The sequence below is a fragment of the Pseudarthrobacter cellobiosi genome, from assembly GCF_023913815.1.
Taxonomy (GTDB): Bacteria; Actinomycetota; Actinomycetes; order Actinomycetales; family Micrococcaceae; genus Arthrobacter; species Arthrobacter cellobiosi.
This window is the reverse complement of sequence record NZ_JAMXBK010000016.1, coordinates 119,613-140,901: the sequence shown is the minus strand read 5'-3', so window position 1 is coordinate 140,901 and position 21,289 is coordinate 119,613. Positions and strand designations below refer to the sequence as shown.

Here is a 21,289-nt window from a genome sequence, read left to right as displayed (position 1 = left end):
GAGCTGCATGTATGCCTGCACCGGCATACAGCCTGTCCGTTGCGGTACAAACAGCGTCCGGGTGAGACGATGAACTCGATGTCAGCTACCAATCCCCCCTCCGATAAAGCAGGCCGCGCCGCCCCGAGCGGAACCGCGAGTGAAACCCGGTCCAGCGCCATCATGGCTGCAGGCACCCTGGTCTCCCGGGTCCTGGGCTTCGGCAAGACCTGGATGCTGGGTGCCGCGCTGGGCCTCGGCTCTACGGTTAACGACACGTTTATCAACGCCAACAACCTGCCCAACCTGATCTTCCTGCTGGTGGCCGGTGGTGTCTTCAACGCCGTGCTGGTGCCGCAGATCATCAAGGCGAGCAAGGCCCCGGACAGGGGAGCGGACTACATCAGCCGGCTGCTGACGCTGGCCGTGCTCCTGCTGCTGGGCCTCACCGCGCTGGTTACGCTTGCTGCTCCGTGGGTCATTGAGTTGACCACGCAGGGTTATTCGCCCCAGCAGAAGGCCTTGGCAGTAGCGTTCGCCTTCTGGTGCCTGCCCCAGATTTTCTTTTACGGCCTCTACGCCCTGCTGACGCAGGTCCTCAACGCCAACGGCGCGTTCGGACCGGCCATGTGGGCCCCCATCCTGAACAACCTGGTGGCCATTGGCGGCCTGGGCATGTTCATCTGGATCTTCGGCGAAAACGCCATGAATCCGCACACTCTGGACAACTGGGGGCCGACCCAGACCCTGCTTGTGGCCGGCTTCTCGACCGTAGGCGTTGTGGCCCAGACAGCCATTCTTCTGATCCCGGTGATCCGCCTGCGGCTAGGCCTCCGGCCCCGGTTCGGGTGGCGCGGAGTGGGCCTGGGCCAGGCAGCAAAGCTGAGCGTGTGGACGCTCCTGACGGCCGCCGTCGGGCAGTTGGCGTTCCTGTACGTCATGCGCATCGCCACCATTCCCGGCGCCGAGCGTCTCCGGCTGAAGGAGGCGGGGGATCCGGCGGCAGAGATGCTGCCCGGCAACGCCGTCCTGGAGGTGGCCAGCCAGCTATATCTGCTGCCGCACTCCATCATTGCGCTCTCGCTCGCCACTGTTCTGTTTAACCGGATGACCCGCGCTTCGCAGGATGGCAACCGCGCAGAACTCCGCGATGCCCTCTCGCACGGCCTCCGCACGATGGCGGTGGCCACCGTCTTTGGCGCGCTGGCACTCTTCGCGCTGGCGGGCCCGCTTGGCATGTTCTTCTCCGGTGGTCCGCGCCAGGACGGCGTCATGCTGGCCCAAACACTCACCATCCTCGCTCTCAGCACCCCGTTCATGAGCGCCAACTTCATGATGTCGCGGGTCTTCTACGCCAATGAGGACGCCCGCACGCCGTTCCATATCCAGCTGCTGCTTGCCGTGGTCTACTTGGCCGGTGCCTTCGGGATCCAATTCCTGCCGGTGGGCCAGATCATCTACGCAATCGCCCTCCTGTACATGGTGGGCAATATTCTCTCGGTGGTCATCAGCGCTTATTTCCTACGCCGGCTCCTGGGCCACCTCGACGGGCCGCGGATCGCCAACTCCTATATCCGGATGGGTTATGCAGCGCTCGGTTCTGCGATCGCGGGCGCCGGTGCCCTGTGGCTAATGGGCAGCTACAGCGCCGACGGCTTCGCCTGGAAGGACCGGCTCGCCGCCCTGGTGACCGTTATCGTCGTCGGACCCATCATGCTGGTTGCCTATGTCTTCCTGCTGAAGGTCTTCCACGTTGCCGAACTCCGGGACCTCATGCGCCCCCTGTTGGGACGGCTGGGACGCGGCACCGGACCGTCCGGCGGCGCCGGGGGAACGCCGTCGTCGGCTGCGGGTGCCGACGTTTCCGGAACGGAACGTCCGACGCCGGAACGCGCCACGATCGCGGTGGACACCGGCCTGATTCCCCGGATTTCCGGCGAATTCGACGCCGCCTCATTCCGCGCAGGACCCGTACCGGAACCCCAGGCAGCGCCTACGGCGCCAGCTGACGGCGCACAAGGGGAAACTGAAGGAGTGGCTAACGGGGGCACTGAACCCGCCGTGGGATACCTTCCCGCAGAGGACGTGCCCGGCACAGCGCGGGGCGGGCTGCTGCGCGACGAGATTCCCCTTCCCGGCCGGCGCACGTTCCAGGGCCAGGCCGGACAGAACCCCCATTTCAGGCCACGCCGGCCTCGAAAAAAGTGATCTTCGCGCGGTTTTTGGTTGCCTGTCGACCACGGCGGCCATAGCCGATCGGCTAGGATCGACAGTGAACAGGGGTAGTTGCAGGCAAGCGCAGACCGGCTCGCCGGCCGGCTTTTGGCCGGTTTCTGACCGGCGGTGGCATCATCTACGCCGGCATTCCCGGACAGTCTAGGAGGAACACGTGTCCCACCCGATCGACGTTGGATCAGTACTCGGCGGCCGCTACAAGGTCACAGCCACGGTATTGACCTCACACGACCAGGATCTGGTGCTGGACGGGGTGGACCAAGTTCTCAACCGACCGGTCAGCATTCTGGTCGCCGGCCCGGACAACACCGAACAGGTGGCCCAGAGCGCCCGCGAGGTGGCTACCGGTGAGCGCCCGGGTAACGTCCAGGTCCTGGACCTTGGGGTCACTGAGGCCACCACGTACCTCATCACCAATCACACGTCCGCGGCAGACCTGTTGGACCTCGTGGTTGCCTCCGACGCGCCTTACGTCGAGCCGTTCTTCACGGATACCCTGGGCAGCGAAATTTTCGGCCAGGTGCGTTCCCACGAACCGGAACCGTACGACGACGAAGAGAACGTCGACGCCGGATACATCAACTACTCGGACAATCACCCCAGCCAGGTTGACCCATTCCGGTCTGCCGCGCCGGCGGCTCCGCCGCTTGTACCCCCGGTTGTTCCAGCCCGTCCGCCGCTCCGACCGGCAGTCCGTCCGGCGTCGGGGTCTGCCAGGACCGGGGCCGCTGGAGCAGGGGCCGCCGCTGCTGGCGCCACTGCTGCACATCAGCACGTCGCTGCGCCGCAACCGGTGCAGGCTGCGGAGAACCGGTCAGTTTCCGGACCGGCTGAGCCCAAGACAGGTGCGGGCTCCGATTCGCCCAAGGTTTCTTTGTGGTCTGAGGACGACTATTCCAACGGCTCCCACGACGCAGGCTACGACGAACCCGTGGTCTCCCGAGCGCCGGAACGCTCCGATCGTGCAGCGGGCGCCTTCCCGTCGCTTGCCCGGAAAGTGTCTCCGGCGGCCGCAGTACCTCCTTCCGGCGGGACGGATGACTATTACGACGACGACGAGCCCGAGCGTGAGCCCCGCTCCATGCGCTGGCTGGTGGGCGGGCTGCTTGCCGTGGTGCTGATTGCCGGGCTGGTCTTTGCGGTCACCAACCTGGGCAGTCTATTCAAAACGGGCCCTCAGGCCGCCCCATCCTCCACGTCGACGGGCTCCACCCAGCCAAACACCGGGTCGCCTTCACCCAACCAGAGCTCCGCACCTCCGGCGGCACCGCCGGCCATCGACAACATCACCCGGCAAGGCGATTTTGACTTCGCAGCCACCTACGACGTGGATCTTGTGAAGGCATTTGACGGCAACGCAGCCAGCTACTGGTCAGACATGGAATTTGCCACCGAGGGCTGGGGCGGCCTCGCAACCAATGGCGTGCCATTGTTCGTCAAGCTGAAGAATCCGGCGAAGGTTTCATCCATCACCCTGACTCAGCTCGGAGCCTCGGGCGGCAATCTCAGTGTCTTCACCAATGACCGTCCGTCATTGGACGGCGCCAAGCTGGTGGGGACCAACAGCTTCACGTCAACAGATCTGACCATGCCACTGGCCGAGCCGGTGGAGGCACAGTACGTGATCGTGTCCATCAAGACCCTTCCCAAGCTGGCCGCCCCGAAGACCCGCTATGGCTTTGGCATCCGCCTGGCGGAGATCAAGATCCAGTAGGACCACACCAGCGTCGTCCCCGTTGAGCCGCGGCTGTTCTGCCCGGAGCATTGCTCCGCAGTAATAGACGCGGCTCAGCTGTTTTCAGACGGTAATCTGGTAGGGCGTCCCGTCCAGGTGACGGGGTTATGGCCGCTGATGGTTCCTCCGTTCGCGCGGCACCCGGAATATTCACCACCTAGATTCAGTTGTGCCATGTGGCCGGCCGCAAAAGCCGGCGCATCGACTAAGGAAGAGGTTCACCGTTCAGTGAGCAACGCAGAAAACACCGCGTCCGAAGTACGTGATGTCATCATCGTCGGCTCGGGCCCGGCCGGGTACACGGCCGCTGTCTACACGGCGCGCGCCAACCTGAAGCCCTTGCTTCTGGCCGGATCAGTTACCGCCGGCGGCGAACTGATGAACACCACCGACGTCGAAAACTACCCAGGCTTCCCCGAAGGCATCATGGGGCCGGACCTCATGGAGAACTTCGAGAAGCAGGCAGCCCGGTTCGGAACCGAAATCCAGTTCGAGGACGTCACAGCACTGGACCTCGACGGCGACATCAAGACTGTCACCATCGGTACCGGCGAGACCTTCCGGGCGCGGGCGATCATCCTGTCCACCGGATCCGCATACCGTGAGCTGGGCCTCCCGAACGAAAAGCGTCTCTCCGGACATGGTGTCAGCTGGTGTGCAACCTGCGATGGTTTCTTTTTCAAGGACCAGGAAATTGCGGTCATCGGCGGGGGAGACTCGGCGATGGAAGAAGCCCTGTTCCTGACCAAGTTCGCCAAGTCCGTCACCGTTGTGCACCGCCGCGACACACTCAAAGCTTCCAAGATTATGGCAGACCGCGCCCTGGCCCACGACAAGATTTCGTTCATCTGGAACAGCTCCGTTGAGGACGTCATCGGAACGGACAAAGTCACCGGGCTCAAGATCAAGAACCTGAAGGACGGCACCGTATCCGACCTCGCCGTCACCGGCGTCTTCGTCGCCATCGGAAACGACCCCCGCACCGACCTGGTCAAAGACTCCCTGGAGATCACGGCGGCCGGTACCATCGCCGTCGAGGGCCGGAGTTCCAAGACCAGCATCCCTGGCGTCTTCGCCGCCGGCGATGTTGTTGATCCCACCTACCGTCAGGCCATCACGGCCTCCGGGTCCGGATGTGTTGCCGCGATCGACGTGGAACACTACCTCGCAGACCTTCACGCGTAATCTCGCGTACCCGCCGTTCGAAGAGAGAGACAAGGTTATGAGCAACGCTAAAGACGTAACAGATGCAAGTTTTGCTGCGGACGTACTGTCCGCCGACAAGCCAGTAATTGTGGACTTCTGGGCTGAATGGTGCGGCCCCTGCCGCAAGCTGGGACCCATCCTCGACGAGATCTCGGTCGAATACAGCGAGAAGGTTAATGTCGTCAAGCTCAACGTCGACGACAACCCCGCCATCGCCGCCGAGTACGGAATCACGTCCATCCCTGCCGTTTACCTCTTCCAGGACGGCCAGGTGAAGAGCACTGTTATCGGTGCGAGGCCGAAGCAGTTCTTCGAAAAGGAATTTGCGGACGTCCTGTCCTAATCAGGTAGGGGACTTCTGTCCCATATGACCGGTGACACCAGCCTGTGGCCACTGCTTCCATGAAGCGGTGGCCACGGGCCTTTAAGACCGAGCCCGTCGAAGCACAACCACATTGCATCAACCGTCAATTGTTTCCTAACTTCACTGGTTGCTCAGAGTCGCTCCTGGAGACCCAGTGCAGGGATGAGCGTCCTATCTATGAGGGCTGGTGGGCTGAAATCTCCGACTAGTCGCCCGGTCGTCATCCCAAAGTCCGGGTTTCCAGCTTCGGATTCTTGTTTCAGGTGAAACATTGGCAGTCGAGATGCAGGGCCTTGTACGTCTGGTCTCGTTCACGTGAGGGAATGGCGCACGACAATGTGGGAGACTTCGCAGGACGTGCGGTCTTCGTTGGATTCGGCCGCCGGGCCGCGGCAAGAACGCATAGGTTCGCCGACAGTGGACAGAGTGTTCCCAGATTCCACCTCGCTACGGATTTCTTATGCCCGCCGACGCGATCCTGAATGCTCTGTTTCACGTGAAACATTGGCGATCGAGATGCAGGGCATCATGTGGAACATCGACAATCGCCAATCCAAGCGGCGCACGCTGTGACCACGTTCGCCGGACGGGCGCAATTTTCTTCGACGTCAGTGCATGCTGTTCCTTCCATTCGAGTGCCGTTGTCGCACGACATGCCGCTCCGATTCAGTTTGACCCACTTGATTCAGTTCAGTTCAGTTCAGTTCAGTTCAGTCCATCGACAGTAGATCAATCCATCCAGCCTTGCACGATCGCTACGGTCATACTCTGCGCACTGATGCGTCCCCGCGCTATGTTTCACGTGAAACACTGCCCAAACCTGCAAGAGTCTGCCCCCTCCTGCTGCTACTGGCCTGAACGACGGCACTTCGAGCCAGTCCTTATGGATTGGGTGCACGCGATGTAGCCGTATTGCGTCCAGTCCATCGCTGAGGAGAATATCCGCGGCACGCTCGGACAATAGATCGAACTCTGAGCAGCTTAAGACAATTGGATTAGGTGGCCTAGTGGACTTCCCGCCCAGTTTCATCTCGCCGGCAAAAATATGGAACGGGAACATCGGACTACCGGAAACACCCCGACCGGGCCAGCGTTCCAGTCACGCTAGCCGCCCGTGGTTTGAATCAAACGCCGATACTCTCGCAGTTGACGCCTAGAAGAACGGGGTTCCAAGAGTTGGTCAGACTCGATGCCGGTGGTCGGGGGAGTCGGGGCTGGCCGGAGGAAGCCAAGGGACGCCGGGGGAAGCCAGGTGTCTGCTTGACGCAAGGATCCGAGCCACTGGAATAGATCCCTCACATCAAACGGCACTGGCCCCTCGTAAATAGCTGCCCGGTCGGAAATGCGTACAAGCCTCATCGCCAAACCGCAGCACGTCGGTAACCTGCCGCGACGGTATCCAGTTCAGTGGCAGCCTGACCAGTTGCAACAGTCCAGTCTTGTCCACCGCATGTCGACGACACAGCAACGGGCAACTCAAGATTCAGCGACCCCGGGAGCACACTCACACAGTGTTGGGAACCCGCCAGCACAGACAAGTTGCCTACGGACGAATTCTGGACCGTGGGCCTGGAGACTCACAAAGCCCATCCGCCGCTACCTCCAGCCTCGGATGGTGGTTCGGGAGCCGCACGGAGGCCCCGCGTCGCGCAATCGACCTGTGCTCACCGCTCGGGTTGGCCCATTCGGGGCTCATCGTCCAATTGTGACAGGTGTCCATTGATGCCGATGGCGAAGGGCAGCACATGCGGAGATAGTCTAAGTCAGATATTGCCCTGGGCCTCGCCCAACGACCGCCTCGACACACACTTGTTCCGGCCTCTTCCCTTGACAAGGCCGTACTCGTCTCAACGGGACCATACCGGGAGACCTCCTGCGCGACACTGGTGCGGGCCAGCAAAGCCGGCATGAGGACACAGATGCTCTTCCACGCCAGACTGTTTCACGTGAAACAGTCTCGGCCCCGGCGACGACTTCGTGGATGGCAGCACCTCGAGCGTACTGTTTCACGTGAAACGAACTGAGCGAAAACGTCGTCCATGCCTTCTCGGGATGGGATGCTCAGGACACCGGCCTCGCATGTGCTGGATGCTAACTTCTGAGGCCAACTGCCAGATGGCCGCAACCCCACATCAAGCTCGTTGCGCCATGATCGACAGTTCGTGTATACGCGGAGCACCCATGCACAGCCCCGGCACACGAAGGCACTCGAGGGCGCATTCTCCATGCCCAGGTATGCTCTACACGGCAAGGCGCACCCAATCTTGCCGCCGGGCCCTAGGCACGTTTGCGTGACGGCTGAGCCCTCGCCCAAGCCCTGCGGTCTCCTGCATCGTTGGGGGACCGTCAGCCTGAACCTGGTCTGGAAGAAGGTGATCGCCGTGTATCTGCCCGTGGCCCAAATAGGCGCTGTGGCTTCGCCGCCACGCACATCTCTGTTCGCAAGATCGCTACGGCTGCCGTCCAGTCAGCGAAGGACGGTACCAGAGCCGCCTTGCTCGATCATTAGCCAAGGACGGTACCGAAGCCGCCTGCTCGGTCGTCAACATGTCAGTCCGCACTGCAGTCCCGACCGGAACGGCACGCATCGGAATGCGCCGATAGGATGCGCGTCTGAGCAAGGCAACAGGCATCCAGCTGCAAACGCATGCTAGGGCAGGTCATGAATCAGCTGGCTCATGCCGGCATTCCTGGTCGAACGGCGGAGCCCTAGATGCCCGACCAACTCCACCTGCAAAGGGCTAGACCAGGTGATAAATGTCAGCGGGTGACGGAATCGTATCCATCTGAAGTGTGACTGTTCGGTTCGACCGGAGGGTTCCATCGCGTTGATGTTCCACCGAATTCGAAGTTATCCCCAAATGTTATCCACACCTATATCCACAGGCTTATCCACCGGCCTGCAAATCGTGGATGCAGTACCCCTAGGGCGGGACTTGAGATCAGCCGACACACCCAAGCCGGCGCTTCTCCCAGGACAACTACCACGGAAGAAGCGCTTGTTCACATAGGACTGGAAATATCGCCGGAAATCCAACTATTGACGTCGCTTTCCGTCTCGAAAGAGAGTCTGGATCGGCCTCGGTAATGTTTCACGTGAAACGGTACTGCAGACGCTATCCGATGCGCGTGCGGACTACTCGTTTCAGGATCTGCTGGTGTGGGCAGAATCTTTTCGTGATGCCTGCCACCACGCAATCTATCCACAAAGTTATCCACAGCGATATCCACCGCCCAGTTCACACCTACGGGCCCAAGGCTGTCTTGGCTCCATCTACTGTTGTGGCGAAGTCTGCCGCGCACCATGATGAAGAGTGGGCCGAAGACTCATAGTCTTTCGGCAGTCTCTTTCCCCTAAACCAGACTCCTGTCCGACTGGCTAAAGCTGATTCATCTTCGGCCGGGCCATGGCCGGACGTGGTTGCTACTGTGGTCGCTACCCGATCGGATCCGTACCTTTCCGAACAGTCCCGTCTGTCCCGAACTGCTGCACAGAAAGACGACTCGGCTTCCAAATTCCTTCCTCTCCCGGACACTCCGAGACTGGGCCTGTTCTGTCCACCCTGCAGTCAGGTCCTGGAGGGGGCGAAGCCAAGTCGTGGAGCTGGTCTAGAAACGCACTATGGCGAGCTGCCCAGCGTCATGCTGTGACGTCTTGGAATGTCGCAGTCCTGCCCATGGGTAGTGGTTCCAGATGAGGCAGCCGGCGGCCCTATTGGCCAAGGCAGGGGATCGATGCGCACTCCTGAGATTCGTGTGTATCGAGGCGCCCTGCAGATTCGATTCCGTCGACTTCCCATCTCCGCAGAAAACTATTCGACGAAAAGACCGTTGGGGCCAAGATCGTACCTGCCTGCATTCCTACAGAGACTACCCGTGCTTCGGCGGCGGCCCGCAGCGCCGCCCTAGCCCGTCTCTTCTGAGCTGCCCCAAGCCCAGGGATCGACGCTGGCTGTCAGCTCACGGCTCCTCGGATGCTCCTGGAAGTGTTCTACCCAGGCTAGCTTCCCGTCGGATGAAACTGAGGCGCCAGGGTCGGGCCACCACGGACGTGAACATGCCGTGCCCCCGGCCATGTCCCGCCTCTGGATGCTGGCCCTCTGGACGGCCTGCCAAGGTCCCCTGAGCCCCGGGCCGCCATCCGCTAGTTCAGCAGCACGCTGCCTGCAGCGGACTCGACACGGCCGGCGAGGGGAGTGGGGCGGCGTCATCCTCGTTGCGTGAAAAGACCATCATCGGTTCTGAGCCATACACTCCAAGAACGCCAAACCATCTGTTCCTTCGGCGGTCGAGATAGGACGGACTCCGGGCTGTGGTCATTGAATCGACTCCGGGCTGTGGTCATTGAATCCCTGACGCAGCCGGCTCACTGGCGCCGTCGGGCCATGGGGAGATGCCAGGCACGGGGCGCTGGACTCGTCGCGATGTTTCACGTGAAACCCATTGGAAGACCACTGGGGCGCAGGCCGAGCCTGCTAAGCAATCTCGGCTACCTTCACGAACCTCAGTGAACTGCCTCTGAAGGAGTGTTTCTGTCCGTCCCTGGCTGCCGGCGAAGTCCCTCGGATGCTGCAAACCGGACTTCACTTCACCGCAGCCGCAGATCAGATGACGCGTTGGCGACATCATGCGTCGTGACCTCTAGGTCATACCAACTTCATGTTCGTTCTCGATGAAGCCGCCGCCTAGATCCGGCACTTACCCTGTTGATGTTTCACGTGAAACAGCCACCGAGAGGCGCCCTCCCATCTGAACCTGACGTTGTCGAACCCGGATATTGCCGAACCAGATTGAAGGTCAGAATACTATCTGGCGACAGGTCCGGGGCAGACGCCCATCCTGGCGCATCCCCGTAGTCAACGAGCCAGCCGGAGGCTGAGGCCAACAGCTGCACGGGTGCGCACGCTGCACACCAGCTCCCTGGAAGAGAACGGGGCAAGAGCAACGAACACGGGATTCCCGCCGCTTCGCAGGATGAGCACCGCACCGACCGATGGAAATTGTGTGAATCGACGCATTCTTGACTGTTCGGAGCAACGGAACCCACTGGGTGCACAGCATCAAGAGTCGCATCGTAGTGTCCAGCGTTCCGCCGACTCCTCCACTCGTACCTGACTGCTCGTCTTGAGAGTTGGCGGCTCCACCACCTTTATCTCTCCCAGTGCCCACCTCCAGTGGGTCAGCAAACCCGAGCCACAGAATTCCACCGCTGCCGTAGGAACACAAGCAGAGGCGCCACTCGTTGGAGGAGTCCAGTCCTTGGAGGAGTTCAAGGCAGTGGACAGAGCCAAACTCGCGTCCCACAACCAAGAACTATTCCATCGGGCTCCGGCGTACGCCATACGAACCGCGGGCTCTGGCTTCCGCGGCGCTTCACAACCACAATGGTCACAGCCAGTATCAGCTCCGGAGTGCAAAGATGGCGTCGATACAGACAAAAGAAGGGCCTGTTTCACGTGAAACAGGCCCTTCTTTGAACACGGAACGCTAGTTTTCAGATCCTGGCGCAAGAACTTCCATGATGCGGTTCAGGTCTTCAACACTGGCGAATTCAATGCTGACTCGCCCCTTGCGGACACCCAGGGAAATCTTGACGTTGGTGTCTAAGCGGTCTGACAGCGAGGATGCAAGATAGTCCAGGCGCTCATGGCGGGCTCCCGGACGAGGGATGTTGTTCTTGGCAGGCTTCGCAGGATCCTGATAGAGAGTGACGGCCTCTTCGGTTGCCCGAACAGACATGCCTTCAGCCACGATCTTCTGGGCGAGGCGTTCCATGGCTGCTGCATCCGGCAGGGCGAGCAGCGCGCGCGCGTGGCCAGCGGAAATAACGCTGGCCGCCACACGACGCTGAACCAGGGGCGGAAGTTTGAGGAGACGCAGCGTGTTCGAAACCTGGGGACGTGAACGGCCAATGCGGTCCGCAAGCTGCTCGTGAGTGGTTCCGAAGTCTTCAAGCAGCTGCTGGTAGGCCGCCGCCTCTTCCAGCGGGTTCAACTGGCTTCGATGCAGGTTCTCCAGCAGTGCATCCCTGAGGAGGTCATCATCAGTGGTGTCCCGGACAATGGCAGGGATGGTCGCCATCCCGGCCGCCTGTACTGCCCTCCAGCGACGCTCACCCATCACCAGCTCGTACGGTTCTCCACCTTCTTCGGTTGAAGTACGAACCACAATTGGCTGGAGGACGCCGATCTCGCGCACGGAGTGGATGAGCTCCGCCATGTCATCGTCATCGAAGACTGAGCGGGGCTGTTTACGGTTCGGATGGATGTCGGTGACCGGAATCTCGGCGAAACGCACGCCGGGGACTTCCACAAGATCAACACCGTTGTCCGGCGTACTGCTCAGGGCTTCAGGTGCCTCGGATGCAGACTCGTCAGTCGCGCCTTCAACCGGCGCGGGCGCAGGGTCCACCGTCGATGTAGCTGCACCGCCCTTTACCGGAGCTTTCGCAGGAGCCTTGGCGGGAACTTTAGCGGCCGGCGGCTTGTCTGCTGCCTTGGCTGGCGGATTCGCGGGGGAGGCCGTTCTCGGCGCGGCTGTTTTCTTCGTTACCGATGCGTCGTTGGCCTGAGCCGGCGCAACCGACTCGGAAGATGATGCATCTGAAGCTGCCCCACCGTTCCCTGAAGCATCGTCAGAGGAAGCGACTTTCTTACGGCCTTCCGGGAAGAAGAGATCCACAGGCCGCGACACAGCGCTGCCGTTGCCCGACGCACTACCGGCGGAACTTGGAATGAGTGCGCCAAGACCGCGGCCTAGGCCACGTCGCTTTTCGCTCATGGATAAATCCCTCCGATGGAAGAGCCAGACCTTGTCGGACTCCGGTTGTTGCAGTTCTTGAAGATTCTAGCGTTCAGCGATTTCGGCTGCGGCTTCCAGGTAAGACAGGGCTCCACTGGAGGAAGGATCGTAGGTCATGACGGTCTGCTGGTAGCTCGGGGCTTCTGAAATCCGAACGGAGCGGGGGACTACAGCACCAAGGACCTGCTCGGGGAAGTGCAGACGGACTTCCGCTGCCACCTGGGCTGCAAGGTTGGTTCGGCCGTCATACATCGTGAGGAGAATAGTGGAGACCACCAGATCCGCATTCAGGTGCTTCTGGATCATCTCAATGTTCTTAAGGAGCTGGCTGAGGCCCTCCAGGGCGTAGTACTCACACTGGATGGGGATTAGGACCTCACCGGCAGCACAGAAGGCATTAACTGTGAGCAACCCGAGGCTCGGCGGGCAGTCAATGAAGATGTAGTCGAGGCGTTCTTCGCCATTCTTCGCCCGGGTCTTGGCATAGACATCGATCGCCCTGCGGAGCCGCTGTTCACGGGCCACAAGCGAAACAAGCTCAATCTCCGCGCCGGCCAGGTGAATGGTGGCAGGAGCACAGATCAGGTTACTGATGTCCGGGCAGGGAGCCACCACGTCAGCAAGAGGGAAATCGTTGATGAGGACGTCGTAGATGCTGTCCACATCGGCATGGTGCTCGACGCCGAGGGCGGTCGAGGCGTTGCCCTGGGGATCGATGTCAATGACCAGGACGTTCAGGCCGGCTGCGGCCAGGGCAGCGGCGATGTTCACGGTGGTGGTGGTCTTGCCGACCCCACCCTTCTGGTTGGACACCGTGAAGATACGGGTCTTCTCCGGCTTGGGAAGTTTCCGGCCAACCAGCCGTTCGCGGCGCCTGGTTTCGTGCGCGAGCTCCCGGGCGATAGGACTGGAGTCGTCCATGGTGTCCATGACGTTGATCCTGCCCCCCGTTGTTGTTTCACGTGAAACAGAGGCAAGATTTGCCATCTCTGAAACCGGATTAGGGTGACTTTCCCCTCGTCCCGGCGCGGATCCCATGCCAGCAACTGATCGTGCTGACCCCAAAGACACGAACGGGGGTATCCGTTGTGTGGAGGCTTCGCTACTGGTCACTGGGACACACTCACTCTCGTTCGGCTTTTGCTGCCGTTGTCTAGCCTAACCTCTTCGCCCTGCAGACCAAGGCTACCGGGCCCGGACTAGGAGATCTTTCGGGACTTGTTGACGACGATCCGTACCACTGTGGTGGGTTCCTCCAGGAGGTTTTCACCGACAGTCACTACAGATGTCTGGACACCACCGAGTTTCCGGATGACCTTCGCTGCTTTTTCGATTTCCTCGCCTGCACTGCGTCCCTTAATGGCCACAACCTCGCCCTTGCCGGCGAGCAGGGGGATGGTCAGGCCAGCGAGGTTGCTCAGCGCCGAAACAGCACGGGCAGTCACAACATCAGCGTCCACCATGCCGACTGCCAGTTCAGCGCGGGTCCGCATCACTGTGACGTTTGTCAGGCCCAGATCGTCGACCACTTCCTGGAGCCAGATCACCCGGCGTTCCAGCGGTTCGATCAGTGTCAATTGAAGGTCCGGCCGCGCGATGGCGAGGCAGAGTCCGGGAAGACCAGCCCCGCTTCCGACGTCGGCAACATGGCTGCCGTGCGCGATCTCGCTTTCGATGACGGCACAGTTGAGGACGTGCCGGCTCCACAACCGTGGGATCTCGCGCGGCCCTATCAGCCCGCGTTCCGTTCCGGACGTGGCCAGGTGGTCTACGTAGCGTTTGGCCAGGTCCAGGCGGTCACCGAAAATCTTCTCGGCCGCCAGCAATTCTGCTGCCGTGATGTCAACCATGATTAGCGGTTCAGCATTCTCTAGTCTGCGGATACTACGATGTGACGCCCGGCGCCTTCGCCCTCGGACTCGCTGACGAGTCCCAGGTCAGCGACGGCGTCATGAACGATTTTACGTTCGTAGGCACTCATCGGCTCCAGTGCCACGGCCTTGCCGGACTCCTTGACCGAAGCTGCCGCATCCTCGGCGATCTTCTGGAGATGCCCGGCGCGCTGCTGACGGTAGCCGTTGATGTCCAAGACCAGGCGTGAGCGGTTCTCCGTTGCGGAGAGGACAGAAAGCCGGGTCAGTTCCTGAAGGGCTTCCAGGACTTCGCCGTCTTCGCCGACGAGGCTGTCGAGACCATCGGTTTCGTCCTCGGCAACGATGGAAATGTAAGTTCGGCCGTTCCGGACTTCGATGTCAATGTCGCCGTCGATGTCAGCGATATCAAGGAGTTCCTCCAGGTAATCGGCAGCAACGTCGCCTTCCTCTTCGAGGCGGCTGGCAGCGGATCCCTTGGGCGAATCATCGGCGTCCGTCGAGGCTTCGTCCTGATCGTCAATGACCTCGTCGGAAAGGGCGTGTTCGGTGCTTTCGGCTGACATTACTTTTTCTTCCTGTTCTTACGCTGGGGCTGGACGCGCTGTCCCTTTTGCTCGATGACCGCAGCTGCGGCAGCTGCCTCCGCTTCGGCGTCGGCCTTCTTCCCGCCCAGAATGGGCAGGGCCGGCAGGCCCTTGGCAGCCCGGCGCTCGGCGAGTGCCTTGGCGGCGGGGGATCCCGGCGTCGGCATGCGGCGGATGACGAAGAACTGCTGCGCCATGGTCCAGAGGTTGGTGGTGGTCCAGTAGATGAGGACACCGATGGGGAAGTTGATGCCACCCACACCGAATACGATGGGCAGGATGTAGAGCATCATTTTCTGCTGGCGCATGAACGGGCTGGCCATGGCCTCTTCAGACATGTTCTTGGCCATGATCTGCTTCTGCGTGATGAACTGCGACGCCGTCATGGCCAGGATCATCACGATCGACAGCGTCCACACGGCCACCACGTTGCCGCCCTCAGGCGTTCCGTGCAGCAGGGTTGCCGACAACGGAGCACCAAAAATGCTCGACTCGTCGAACTGGACAACCTGTTCGTGGCTCATGGCCCCGATGCCCTTGCCCTGGTCACGGGCGGTGCTGATGCCGGACAGAACCTGGAAGAGCGCGAAGAAGAACGGCATCTGGATCAGCATGGGCAAGCAGGCAGAGAACGGGTTGGTTCCGTGCTTCTTGTACATGGCCATCTGTTCCTGCGCCATTGCCTGGCGGGAGAGCTGGTCAGTCTTGCCTTTGTACTTGTCCTGGAGTTTCTTCAGGTCCGGCTGGAGCAGCTGCATGCCACGCTGCGCCTTGATCTGCTTGACGAATACGGGGATCAGGGCGGCACGGATCACCAGCACCAGCCCGATGATGGACAGCGTCCACGTCCAGCCTGAAGCCTCAGGCAGCCCGATGCTGCTCAGGCCCTCGTGGAAGCCCACCATGATGATGGAAACCAGCCACTTGAACGGAAACATGATTGTTTCAAAGAAGTCCATACGATATCCCTATTCGTCAGGCCGCAAGGCGGCCTTCTCCATCAGTCTGAGCAGCCAGGTACTTGTCCGGGTTGTTCAGCACAACAATTGTGGGGGTCCGGTGATCGGGCCAGTGGCGGTGGCCGGCGGGGACATGGTCCACACCACCGGCATTCCACGGATGGCAGCGCACAAGGCGACGGGCCGCAAGCCAACTGCCCTTTATTGCCCCATGGACAGTGATCGCCTCAAGGGCGTACGCCGAGCAGGAAGGAAAGAAACGGCAGACCTGGCCATACAAGGGAGAAATCACCTTGCGGTAGGCCATCAGCAGCAGAATAAGAATGTTCCTGGGCAGGTTCCAGAGGAAGGTACCCACGGCGGCAGCAACAGGATGAAGGTAGTGGACGACGGCGGCAGTTACCTTACGCACGCTGTGTCCCTTCCTGTGTTGTACCGGTTGACCCGTTTACAGCAGCCCGCGGAAGGCGGCTGCCCAACCGGCTCACTGTTGATTCCAGTGCGGCGTTGTAGTCCGCCAGCAGTTGATCCCAGCTGGCGGCAGCGGACGCAGGCAGCGCCCGGACCACTATGGCGAACCCGGTACCGTACTCGCGCAGCGAGGCAGCACCGGCTTCTCTCAGTCTCCTCTTAACGAGGTTCCTGACCACAGCGTTCCCGACACCTTTGGAAACGATGAACCCGATCCGGCTGGGTTCGTCGGCAGCAATAGCTGCCGCATATAACACTACGTTCCGGCGTCCATTGCGGACACCGGAACGTACAGTTGTTGAAAAATCGGTTGCAGTCCTCAAACGGTTACGGGTGGCCAGCACCTTAAACTCGCAAAGAAAAGTTAACCGACGAGTCAGTTATCTAGGCCGACAGTTCGGTGCGGCCCTTGCCACGACGGGCTGCCAGGATGGCACGGCCGGCACGGGTACGCATACGAAGGCGGAAGCCGTGCTTCTTGGCTCGACGGCGGTTATTCGGCTGAAAAGTCCGCTTGCTCACGTTAGTTACTCCAGTGGATCAAAGGTGCGCCCACCCGATCAGTAAAAAGGGAAGAACTGGCCGACGCTAAGTTTTGTATATGCACACTTCCCCCGGCTGCTCAAACGCGGTGCGCCAGAGAGATTCAGAAGGGGCCAAAAAGCGTACACAAAGGACTTCACAACGTTAGGGCAAAATGCCTGCCAGAGTCAAACCGGGGTAGCCCCGGGTCCCTGTCGCCGGCTGTGGTTAACCTGGCCCCACAGCCTGTGGATGAAGTGGCTCACAGCCTGTGGATGAAGTGGCTCACAGGGCTGTTTTCGAACCACAACGGTGTAATTATCCACAAGCTACTTCCCAGCTATCTTCTGGCCTTTTGTTCCCCTAGAGTGGCTCAGTAGCCGATTATCCACGGACTGTGCATAACCCTGTGGATGAAGCTGAACCAGCATCCTGGTTCGGGACTTGGGGCTGCACGTAATGCAGGCACGCAAGTTTTGAGGAACTGATTGATGACAGTAGACGAAGCCAACCACGCCAATACTGTCGGAAGTTCCTGGCGTCGAGTTGTGAGCCTGCTCGAGCAGGACGACCGCGTTTCTCCACGGCAGCGGGGCTTTGTCATCCTGGCCCAGGCACAGGGCTTGATCGGATCCACCCTCCTGGTGGCCGTTCCCAACGAACTGACCCGTGAAGTCCTTCAGACCCAGGTCAAGGACGCCCTGGATGACGCCCTGCATAACGTTTTCTCCGAGGACATCCGCTGCGCGATCGACGTGGACACCGATCTGGTGCCGCTCCACAAGGAGCCGGAACCCGTCGTCGAACCTTCCTACTCGCCGGACCAGCTGATCGAACAGAAGCCGCAGCCGATGCTGCCGAGCACTTCCCACGAATTCGGCCGGCTCAACCCTAAGTACGTCTTCGATACTTTTGTGATCGGTTCATCCAACCGCTTTGCCCATGCAGCTGCTGTGGCCGTGGCCGAAGCGCCCGCCAAGGCCTACAACCCGCTGTTCATCTACGGTGATTCCGGGCTTGGCAAGACCCACCTCCTGCACGCGATCGGCCACTATGCCCGCCGCCTGTACAGCGGAATCCGGGTCCGGTACGTGAATTCCGAAGAGTTCACCAACGACTTCATCAACTCCATCCGCGATGACGAAGGCGCCAGCTTCAAGACCACGTACCGCAACGTGGACGTGCTGCTGATCGATGACATCCAGTTCCTGGCCGGCAAGGACCGGACGCTGGAGGAGTTCTTCCACACGTTCAACTCCCTGCACAACAACAACAAACAGGTGGTCATCACCTCGGATCTGCCGCCCAAGCAGCTGGCAGGTTTCGAGGACCGGATGAAGTCCCGCTTCGAGTGGGGCCTCCTCACCGACATCCAGCCGCCCGAGCTCGAGACCCGCATCGCCATCCTGCGGAAGAAGGCGCTCAGCGAAGGTCTCTCCGCCCCGGACGATGCCCTGGAATACATCGCTTCCAAGATCTCCAGCAATATCCGCGAACTCGAGGGCGCACTGATCCGGGTGACGGCATTCGCCAGCCTGAACCGCCAGCCGGTCGATGTTGCGTTGGCTGAGATGGTCCTGAAGGACCTCATCACGGACGACGGCGCCCAGGAAATCACGTCGAGCCAGATCCTGATCCAGACGGCCGAGTACTTCAAGCTCACCATGGAGGAACTCTGCAGCAAGTCCCGTACGCGCACGCTGGTGACCGCCCGGCAGATCGCAATGTACCTCTGCCGCGAGCTCACGGACATGTCCCTGCCGAAGATCGGCCAGGAACTCGGCGGCCGCGACCACACCACGGTGATCCACGCAGACCGCAAGATCCGTGAGCTGATGGCTGAGCGTCGTGTGATCTACAACCAGGTCACCGAACTCACCAACAGGATCAAGCAGCAGCAGCGCAACTCCTGAGCTGTCGCCTCTATACCTTATTAACAGGTGCATGTGGATAAGCCTGTGGATACTTAAGGGGACAACCGAGCTTAATGGGCTTAAAACCCTTAAGCCGCCTGTGGATCAGCGAAAACCCAAAAAATGTTATCCCCATCCACAGCCTGTTTAAAACCTGCGTCACCCACAATCCATGAACAGGGCTTAACCGCTGGATCCTGCGGCCGGATCGAGTTATCCACAGTATCCACAGCAGTTATTAACACTACTAATCCCAAGAAATTGATTTCCCTCAAATAACAATCTCGATCCGCGCCCCGAACCGGCCCAGGCCCAAGGGCCTCCGGACCCCAGGCGTCCTGACCGGGGATGGGTTAATCAGCCGTCTTCCGGCTAAGCTGTCAGCAGCGCTCCCATCCTCGGGTTTCTTTGTGGTTCAGCAATCGACGAACCATGCAGGTTCCGTTGTTGGGGCGCCACTACTTTTGGGCTCCCTGTGGGAGTTTTCCGGTTCAGACAAGGCAGCAGCAATGAAAGGCGGCACCCTTCCGTGAAGTTCAGAGTCGAACGGGACGTCCTGGCAGAAGCCGTCACCTGGACAGCCCGGTCGTTGTCTCCGCGGCCGCCGGTTCCAGTGCTGTCCGGCCTGCTCCTGAAGGCTGAAGCAGGCACGGTCAGCCTCTCAAGTTTTGACTACGAGACTTCCGCACGGTTGGAAATTCCCGCGGACATCACCGCCGAGGGAACCATCCTCGTTTCCGGGCGCCTCCTCGCAGACATTTGCCGAAGCCTTCCTTCCGCTCCGGTGGTCGTGGAGACCGATGGCAACAAAGTGACGCTGACCTGCCGCCGCAGCAGCTTCCACCTGGCCACCATGCCCGAGGCCGAATACCCGCCGCTGCCTGCGCTGCCCGCCATCAGCGGCACTGTCCCAGGTGAAGCATTCGCCCAGGCTGTGTCCCAGGTGATCATTGCGGCCAGTAAGGATGACACCCTCCCGATCCTGACCGGCGTCCGGATGGAGATCGAGGACGACCTCATCACGCTTCTGGCCACCGACCGCTACCGCCTGGCCATGCGCGAAGTGCCGTGGAAGCCCACCACTCCGGGAATTTCCACCAGTGCGCTGGTCAAGGCAAAAACCCTCAACGAAGTGGCTAAGACCCTTGGCAACAGCGGCGACATCAACCTCGCGCTTGCTGACGATGACAGCCGCCTGATCGGTTTCGAAAGCGGCGGCCGCACCACCACCTCGCTGCTCGTGGATGGCGATTACCCCAAGATCCGCTCGCTGTTCCCGGATTCCACCCCCATCCACGCAACCGTCCAGACGCAGGAACTTGTGGAAGCCGTCCGCCGTGTGTCGCTGGTGGCCGAACGCAACACACCGGTTCGCCTCGCCTTCACCGAAGGACTGCTGCACCTGGACGCCGGCACCGGCGAAGATGCCCAGGCCTCCGAAGAACTCGAAGCCCAGCTCTCCGGTGACGACATCACCGTCGCCTTCAACCCGCACTACCTGGTGGAAGGCCTGAGCGTCATCGAAACGAAGTACGTCAGGTTCTCCTTCACCACTGCACCGAAGCCCGCCATGATCACGGCCCAAGCAGATGTCGACGGTGAGGACCAGGACGACTACCGCTACCTGGTCATGCCCGTCCGCCTCCCCAACTAGGTAGCAGAAAACGTCGTTATGGGCGCTCATAACGACACTTAGTGCGACCTAGTTGGGCTGACCAGTTCAGCAACAGCCAACCCCGCGCAGAAAAGAGACCCACGTGCATATTGGACTGATCGGCCTTGGCAAAATGGGTTTCAACATGCGCGAACGCCTGCGAAAGGGCGGCATTGAGGTCACCGGCTTTGACCGCAATCCCGAGGTCACCGATGTTACGTCCGTGGATGAGCTCATTGCGGCCGTTCCGGCCCCGCGACTGATCTGGGTCATGGTCCCGTCAGGCGACATCACCGATGCCGTCGTCACCGAACTCGGGAACAAGCTCGACGCCGGCGACCTGGTGATCGACGGCGGCAACTCCCGCTTCACCGAGGACCAAAAACATGGTGCCACGCTGGCTGAGAAGGGCATCCGCTTCGCCGACTGCGGTGTTTCCGGCGGAGTGTGGGGCCTCCAGAACGGGTACGGACTCATGGCCGGCGGCGACGCTGCCGATATAGAGCGGGCCCTGCCGGTTTTTGATGTACTCCGCCCCGAAGGCGAGCGGGCAGACAGCTTTGTCCACGTCGGCGAAATCGGTGCCGGACACTACGCCAAGATGGTCCACAACGGCATCGAATACGGCCTGATGCAGGCGTACGCCGAAGGCTACGAACTGCTGGCTGCCAAGGACATTGTTGACGACCTGCCCGGTACGTTCCGCGCCTGGCAAAAGGGCACCGTGGTCCGGTCCTGGCTGCTGGACCTCATGGTCAAGGCGCTGGACGAGGACCCTGGACTCGAATCCATTGATGACTACGTCGAGGACTCGGGCGAGGGACGCTGGACCGTTGAGGAAGCCATCGCCAACGCTGTTCCCGCGCCGGCCATCACCGCTGCACTCTTCGCACGCTTTTCCTCCCGCGAAGAAAACTCGCCCGCGATGAAAATGGTTTCAGCGCTGCGCCACCAGTTCGGCGGGCATGCCACCCGTCCCGCCAAGTAACATC

15 protein-coding genes are annotated in these 21,289 nt (G+C 60.8%); 7 read left to right on the top strand and 8 right to left on the bottom strand.

Going from position 1 to position 21,289, the window contains the following annotated elements; translation table 11 throughout:
- Window positions 1–78 precede the first annotated feature (78 nt).
- The 4 genes from murJ (at window position 79) to trxA (ending at window position 5,498) form a co-directional block, all read left to right on the top strand.
- Window positions 79–2,187 (top strand): murein biosynthesis integral membrane protein MurJ, encoded by a 2,109-nt coding sequence (gene murJ / locus NG701_RS02805; RefSeq protein ID WP_252564335.1) that lies wholly within the window; start codon window positions 79–81, stop codon window positions 2,185–2,187.
- 181 nt (window positions 2,188–2,368) lie between these two features.
- Window positions 2,369–3,928, top strand: coding sequence for a protein kinase family protein (locus NG701_RS02800; protein ID WP_252564333.1), 1,560 nt, complete (start codon window positions 2,369–2,371; stop codon window positions 3,926–3,928).
- Between the two features lie 249 nt (window positions 3,929–4,177).
- Window positions 4,178–5,134: a thioredoxin-disulfide reductase gene (trxB, locus tag NG701_RS02795; protein ID WP_252564331.1), complete on the top strand. Its 957-nt coding sequence runs from the start codon at window positions 4,178–4,180 to the stop codon at window positions 5,132–5,134.
- Between the two features lie 37 nt (window positions 5,135–5,171).
- Complete coding sequence (trxA, locus tag NG701_RS02790; protein WP_058930642.1) at window positions 5,172–5,498, top strand: thioredoxin; 327 nt, start codon at window positions 5,172–5,174, stop codon at window positions 5,496–5,498.
- 5,508 nt (window positions 5,499–11,006) lie between these two features.
- Here the strand turns inward: trxA and NG701_RS02785 are convergent.
- From NG701_RS02785 to rpmH, 8 genes are all read right to left on the bottom strand, one after another.
- Window positions 11,007–12,299, bottom strand: coding sequence for a ParB/RepB/Spo0J family partition protein (locus NG701_RS02785; protein ID WP_252564329.1), 1,293 nt, complete (start codon window positions 12,297–12,299; stop codon window positions 11,007–11,009).
- A gap of 66 nt (window positions 12,300–12,365) precedes the next feature.
- On the bottom strand, window positions 12,366–13,433 hold the full coding sequence (locus tag NG701_RS02780; RefSeq protein WP_308291968.1) for a ParA family protein: 1,068 nt from the start codon (window positions 13,431–13,433) through the stop codon (window positions 12,366–12,368).
- 86 nt (window positions 13,434–13,519) lie between these two features.
- Window positions 13,520–14,170: a 16S rRNA (guanine(527)-N(7))-methyltransferase RsmG gene (gene rsmG, locus NG701_RS02775; RefSeq protein ID WP_252564327.1), complete on the bottom strand. Its 651-nt coding sequence runs from the start codon at window positions 14,168–14,170 to the stop codon at window positions 13,520–13,522.
- 20 nt (window positions 14,171–14,190) lie between these two features.
- Window positions 14,191–14,757, bottom strand: a complete 567-nt coding sequence (locus NG701_RS02770) for a Jag family protein (RefSeq protein ID WP_252564325.1) — start codon at window positions 14,755–14,757, stop codon at window positions 14,191–14,193.
- Window positions 14,757–15,737 carry a membrane protein insertase YidC gene (yidC, locus tag NG701_RS02765; RefSeq protein WP_252564323.1) on the bottom strand — a complete coding sequence of 327 codons (981 nt, stop codon included), beginning with the start codon at window positions 15,735–15,737 and terminating at the stop codon, window positions 14,757–14,759. Before yidC ends, NG701_RS02770 begins: the two co-directional genes overlap by 1 nt.
- 16 nt (window positions 15,738–15,753) lie before the next feature.
- Window positions 15,754–16,149 (bottom strand): membrane protein insertion efficiency factor YidD, encoded by a 396-nt coding sequence (gene yidD, locus NG701_RS02760; RefSeq protein ID WP_252564321.1) that lies wholly within the window; start codon window positions 16,147–16,149, stop codon window positions 15,754–15,756.
- On the bottom strand, window positions 16,142–16,552 hold the full coding sequence (gene rnpA / locus NG701_RS02755; protein ID WP_252564319.1) for a ribonuclease P protein component: 411 nt from the start codon (window positions 16,550–16,552) through the stop codon (window positions 16,142–16,144). The genes yidD and rnpA overlap by 8 nt, the downstream gene beginning before the upstream one ends.
- Window positions 16,553–16,592: 40 nt before the next feature.
- Window positions 16,593–16,730, bottom strand: a complete 138-nt coding sequence (gene rpmH, locus NG701_RS02750; RefSeq protein WP_003800212.1) for a 50S ribosomal protein L34 — start codon at window positions 16,728–16,730, stop codon at window positions 16,593–16,595.
- 491 nt (window positions 16,731–17,221) lie between these two features.
- On the opposite strand from rpmH, the gene dnaA reads away from it, so the two are divergent.
- The 3 genes from dnaA (at window position 17,222) to gnd (ending at window position 21,285) form a co-directional block, all read left to right on the top strand.
- Complete coding sequence (dnaA, locus tag NG701_RS02745) at window positions 17,222–18,643, top strand: chromosomal replication initiator protein DnaA (RefSeq protein WP_252564317.1); 1,422 nt, start codon at window positions 17,222–17,224, stop codon at window positions 18,641–18,643.
- Window positions 18,644–19,172: 529 nt separating this feature from the next.
- Window positions 19,173–20,297, top strand: coding sequence for a DNA polymerase III subunit beta (gene dnaN / locus NG701_RS02740; protein WP_252564315.1), 1,125 nt, complete (start codon window positions 19,173–19,175; stop codon window positions 20,295–20,297).
- Between the two features lie 103 nt (window positions 20,298–20,400).
- On the top strand, window positions 20,401–21,285 hold the full coding sequence (gene gnd, locus NG701_RS02735; protein WP_252564313.1) for a phosphogluconate dehydrogenase (NAD(+)-dependent, decarboxylating): 885 nt from the start codon (window positions 20,401–20,403) through the stop codon (window positions 21,283–21,285).
- Window positions 21,286–21,289 lie beyond the last annotated feature (4 nt).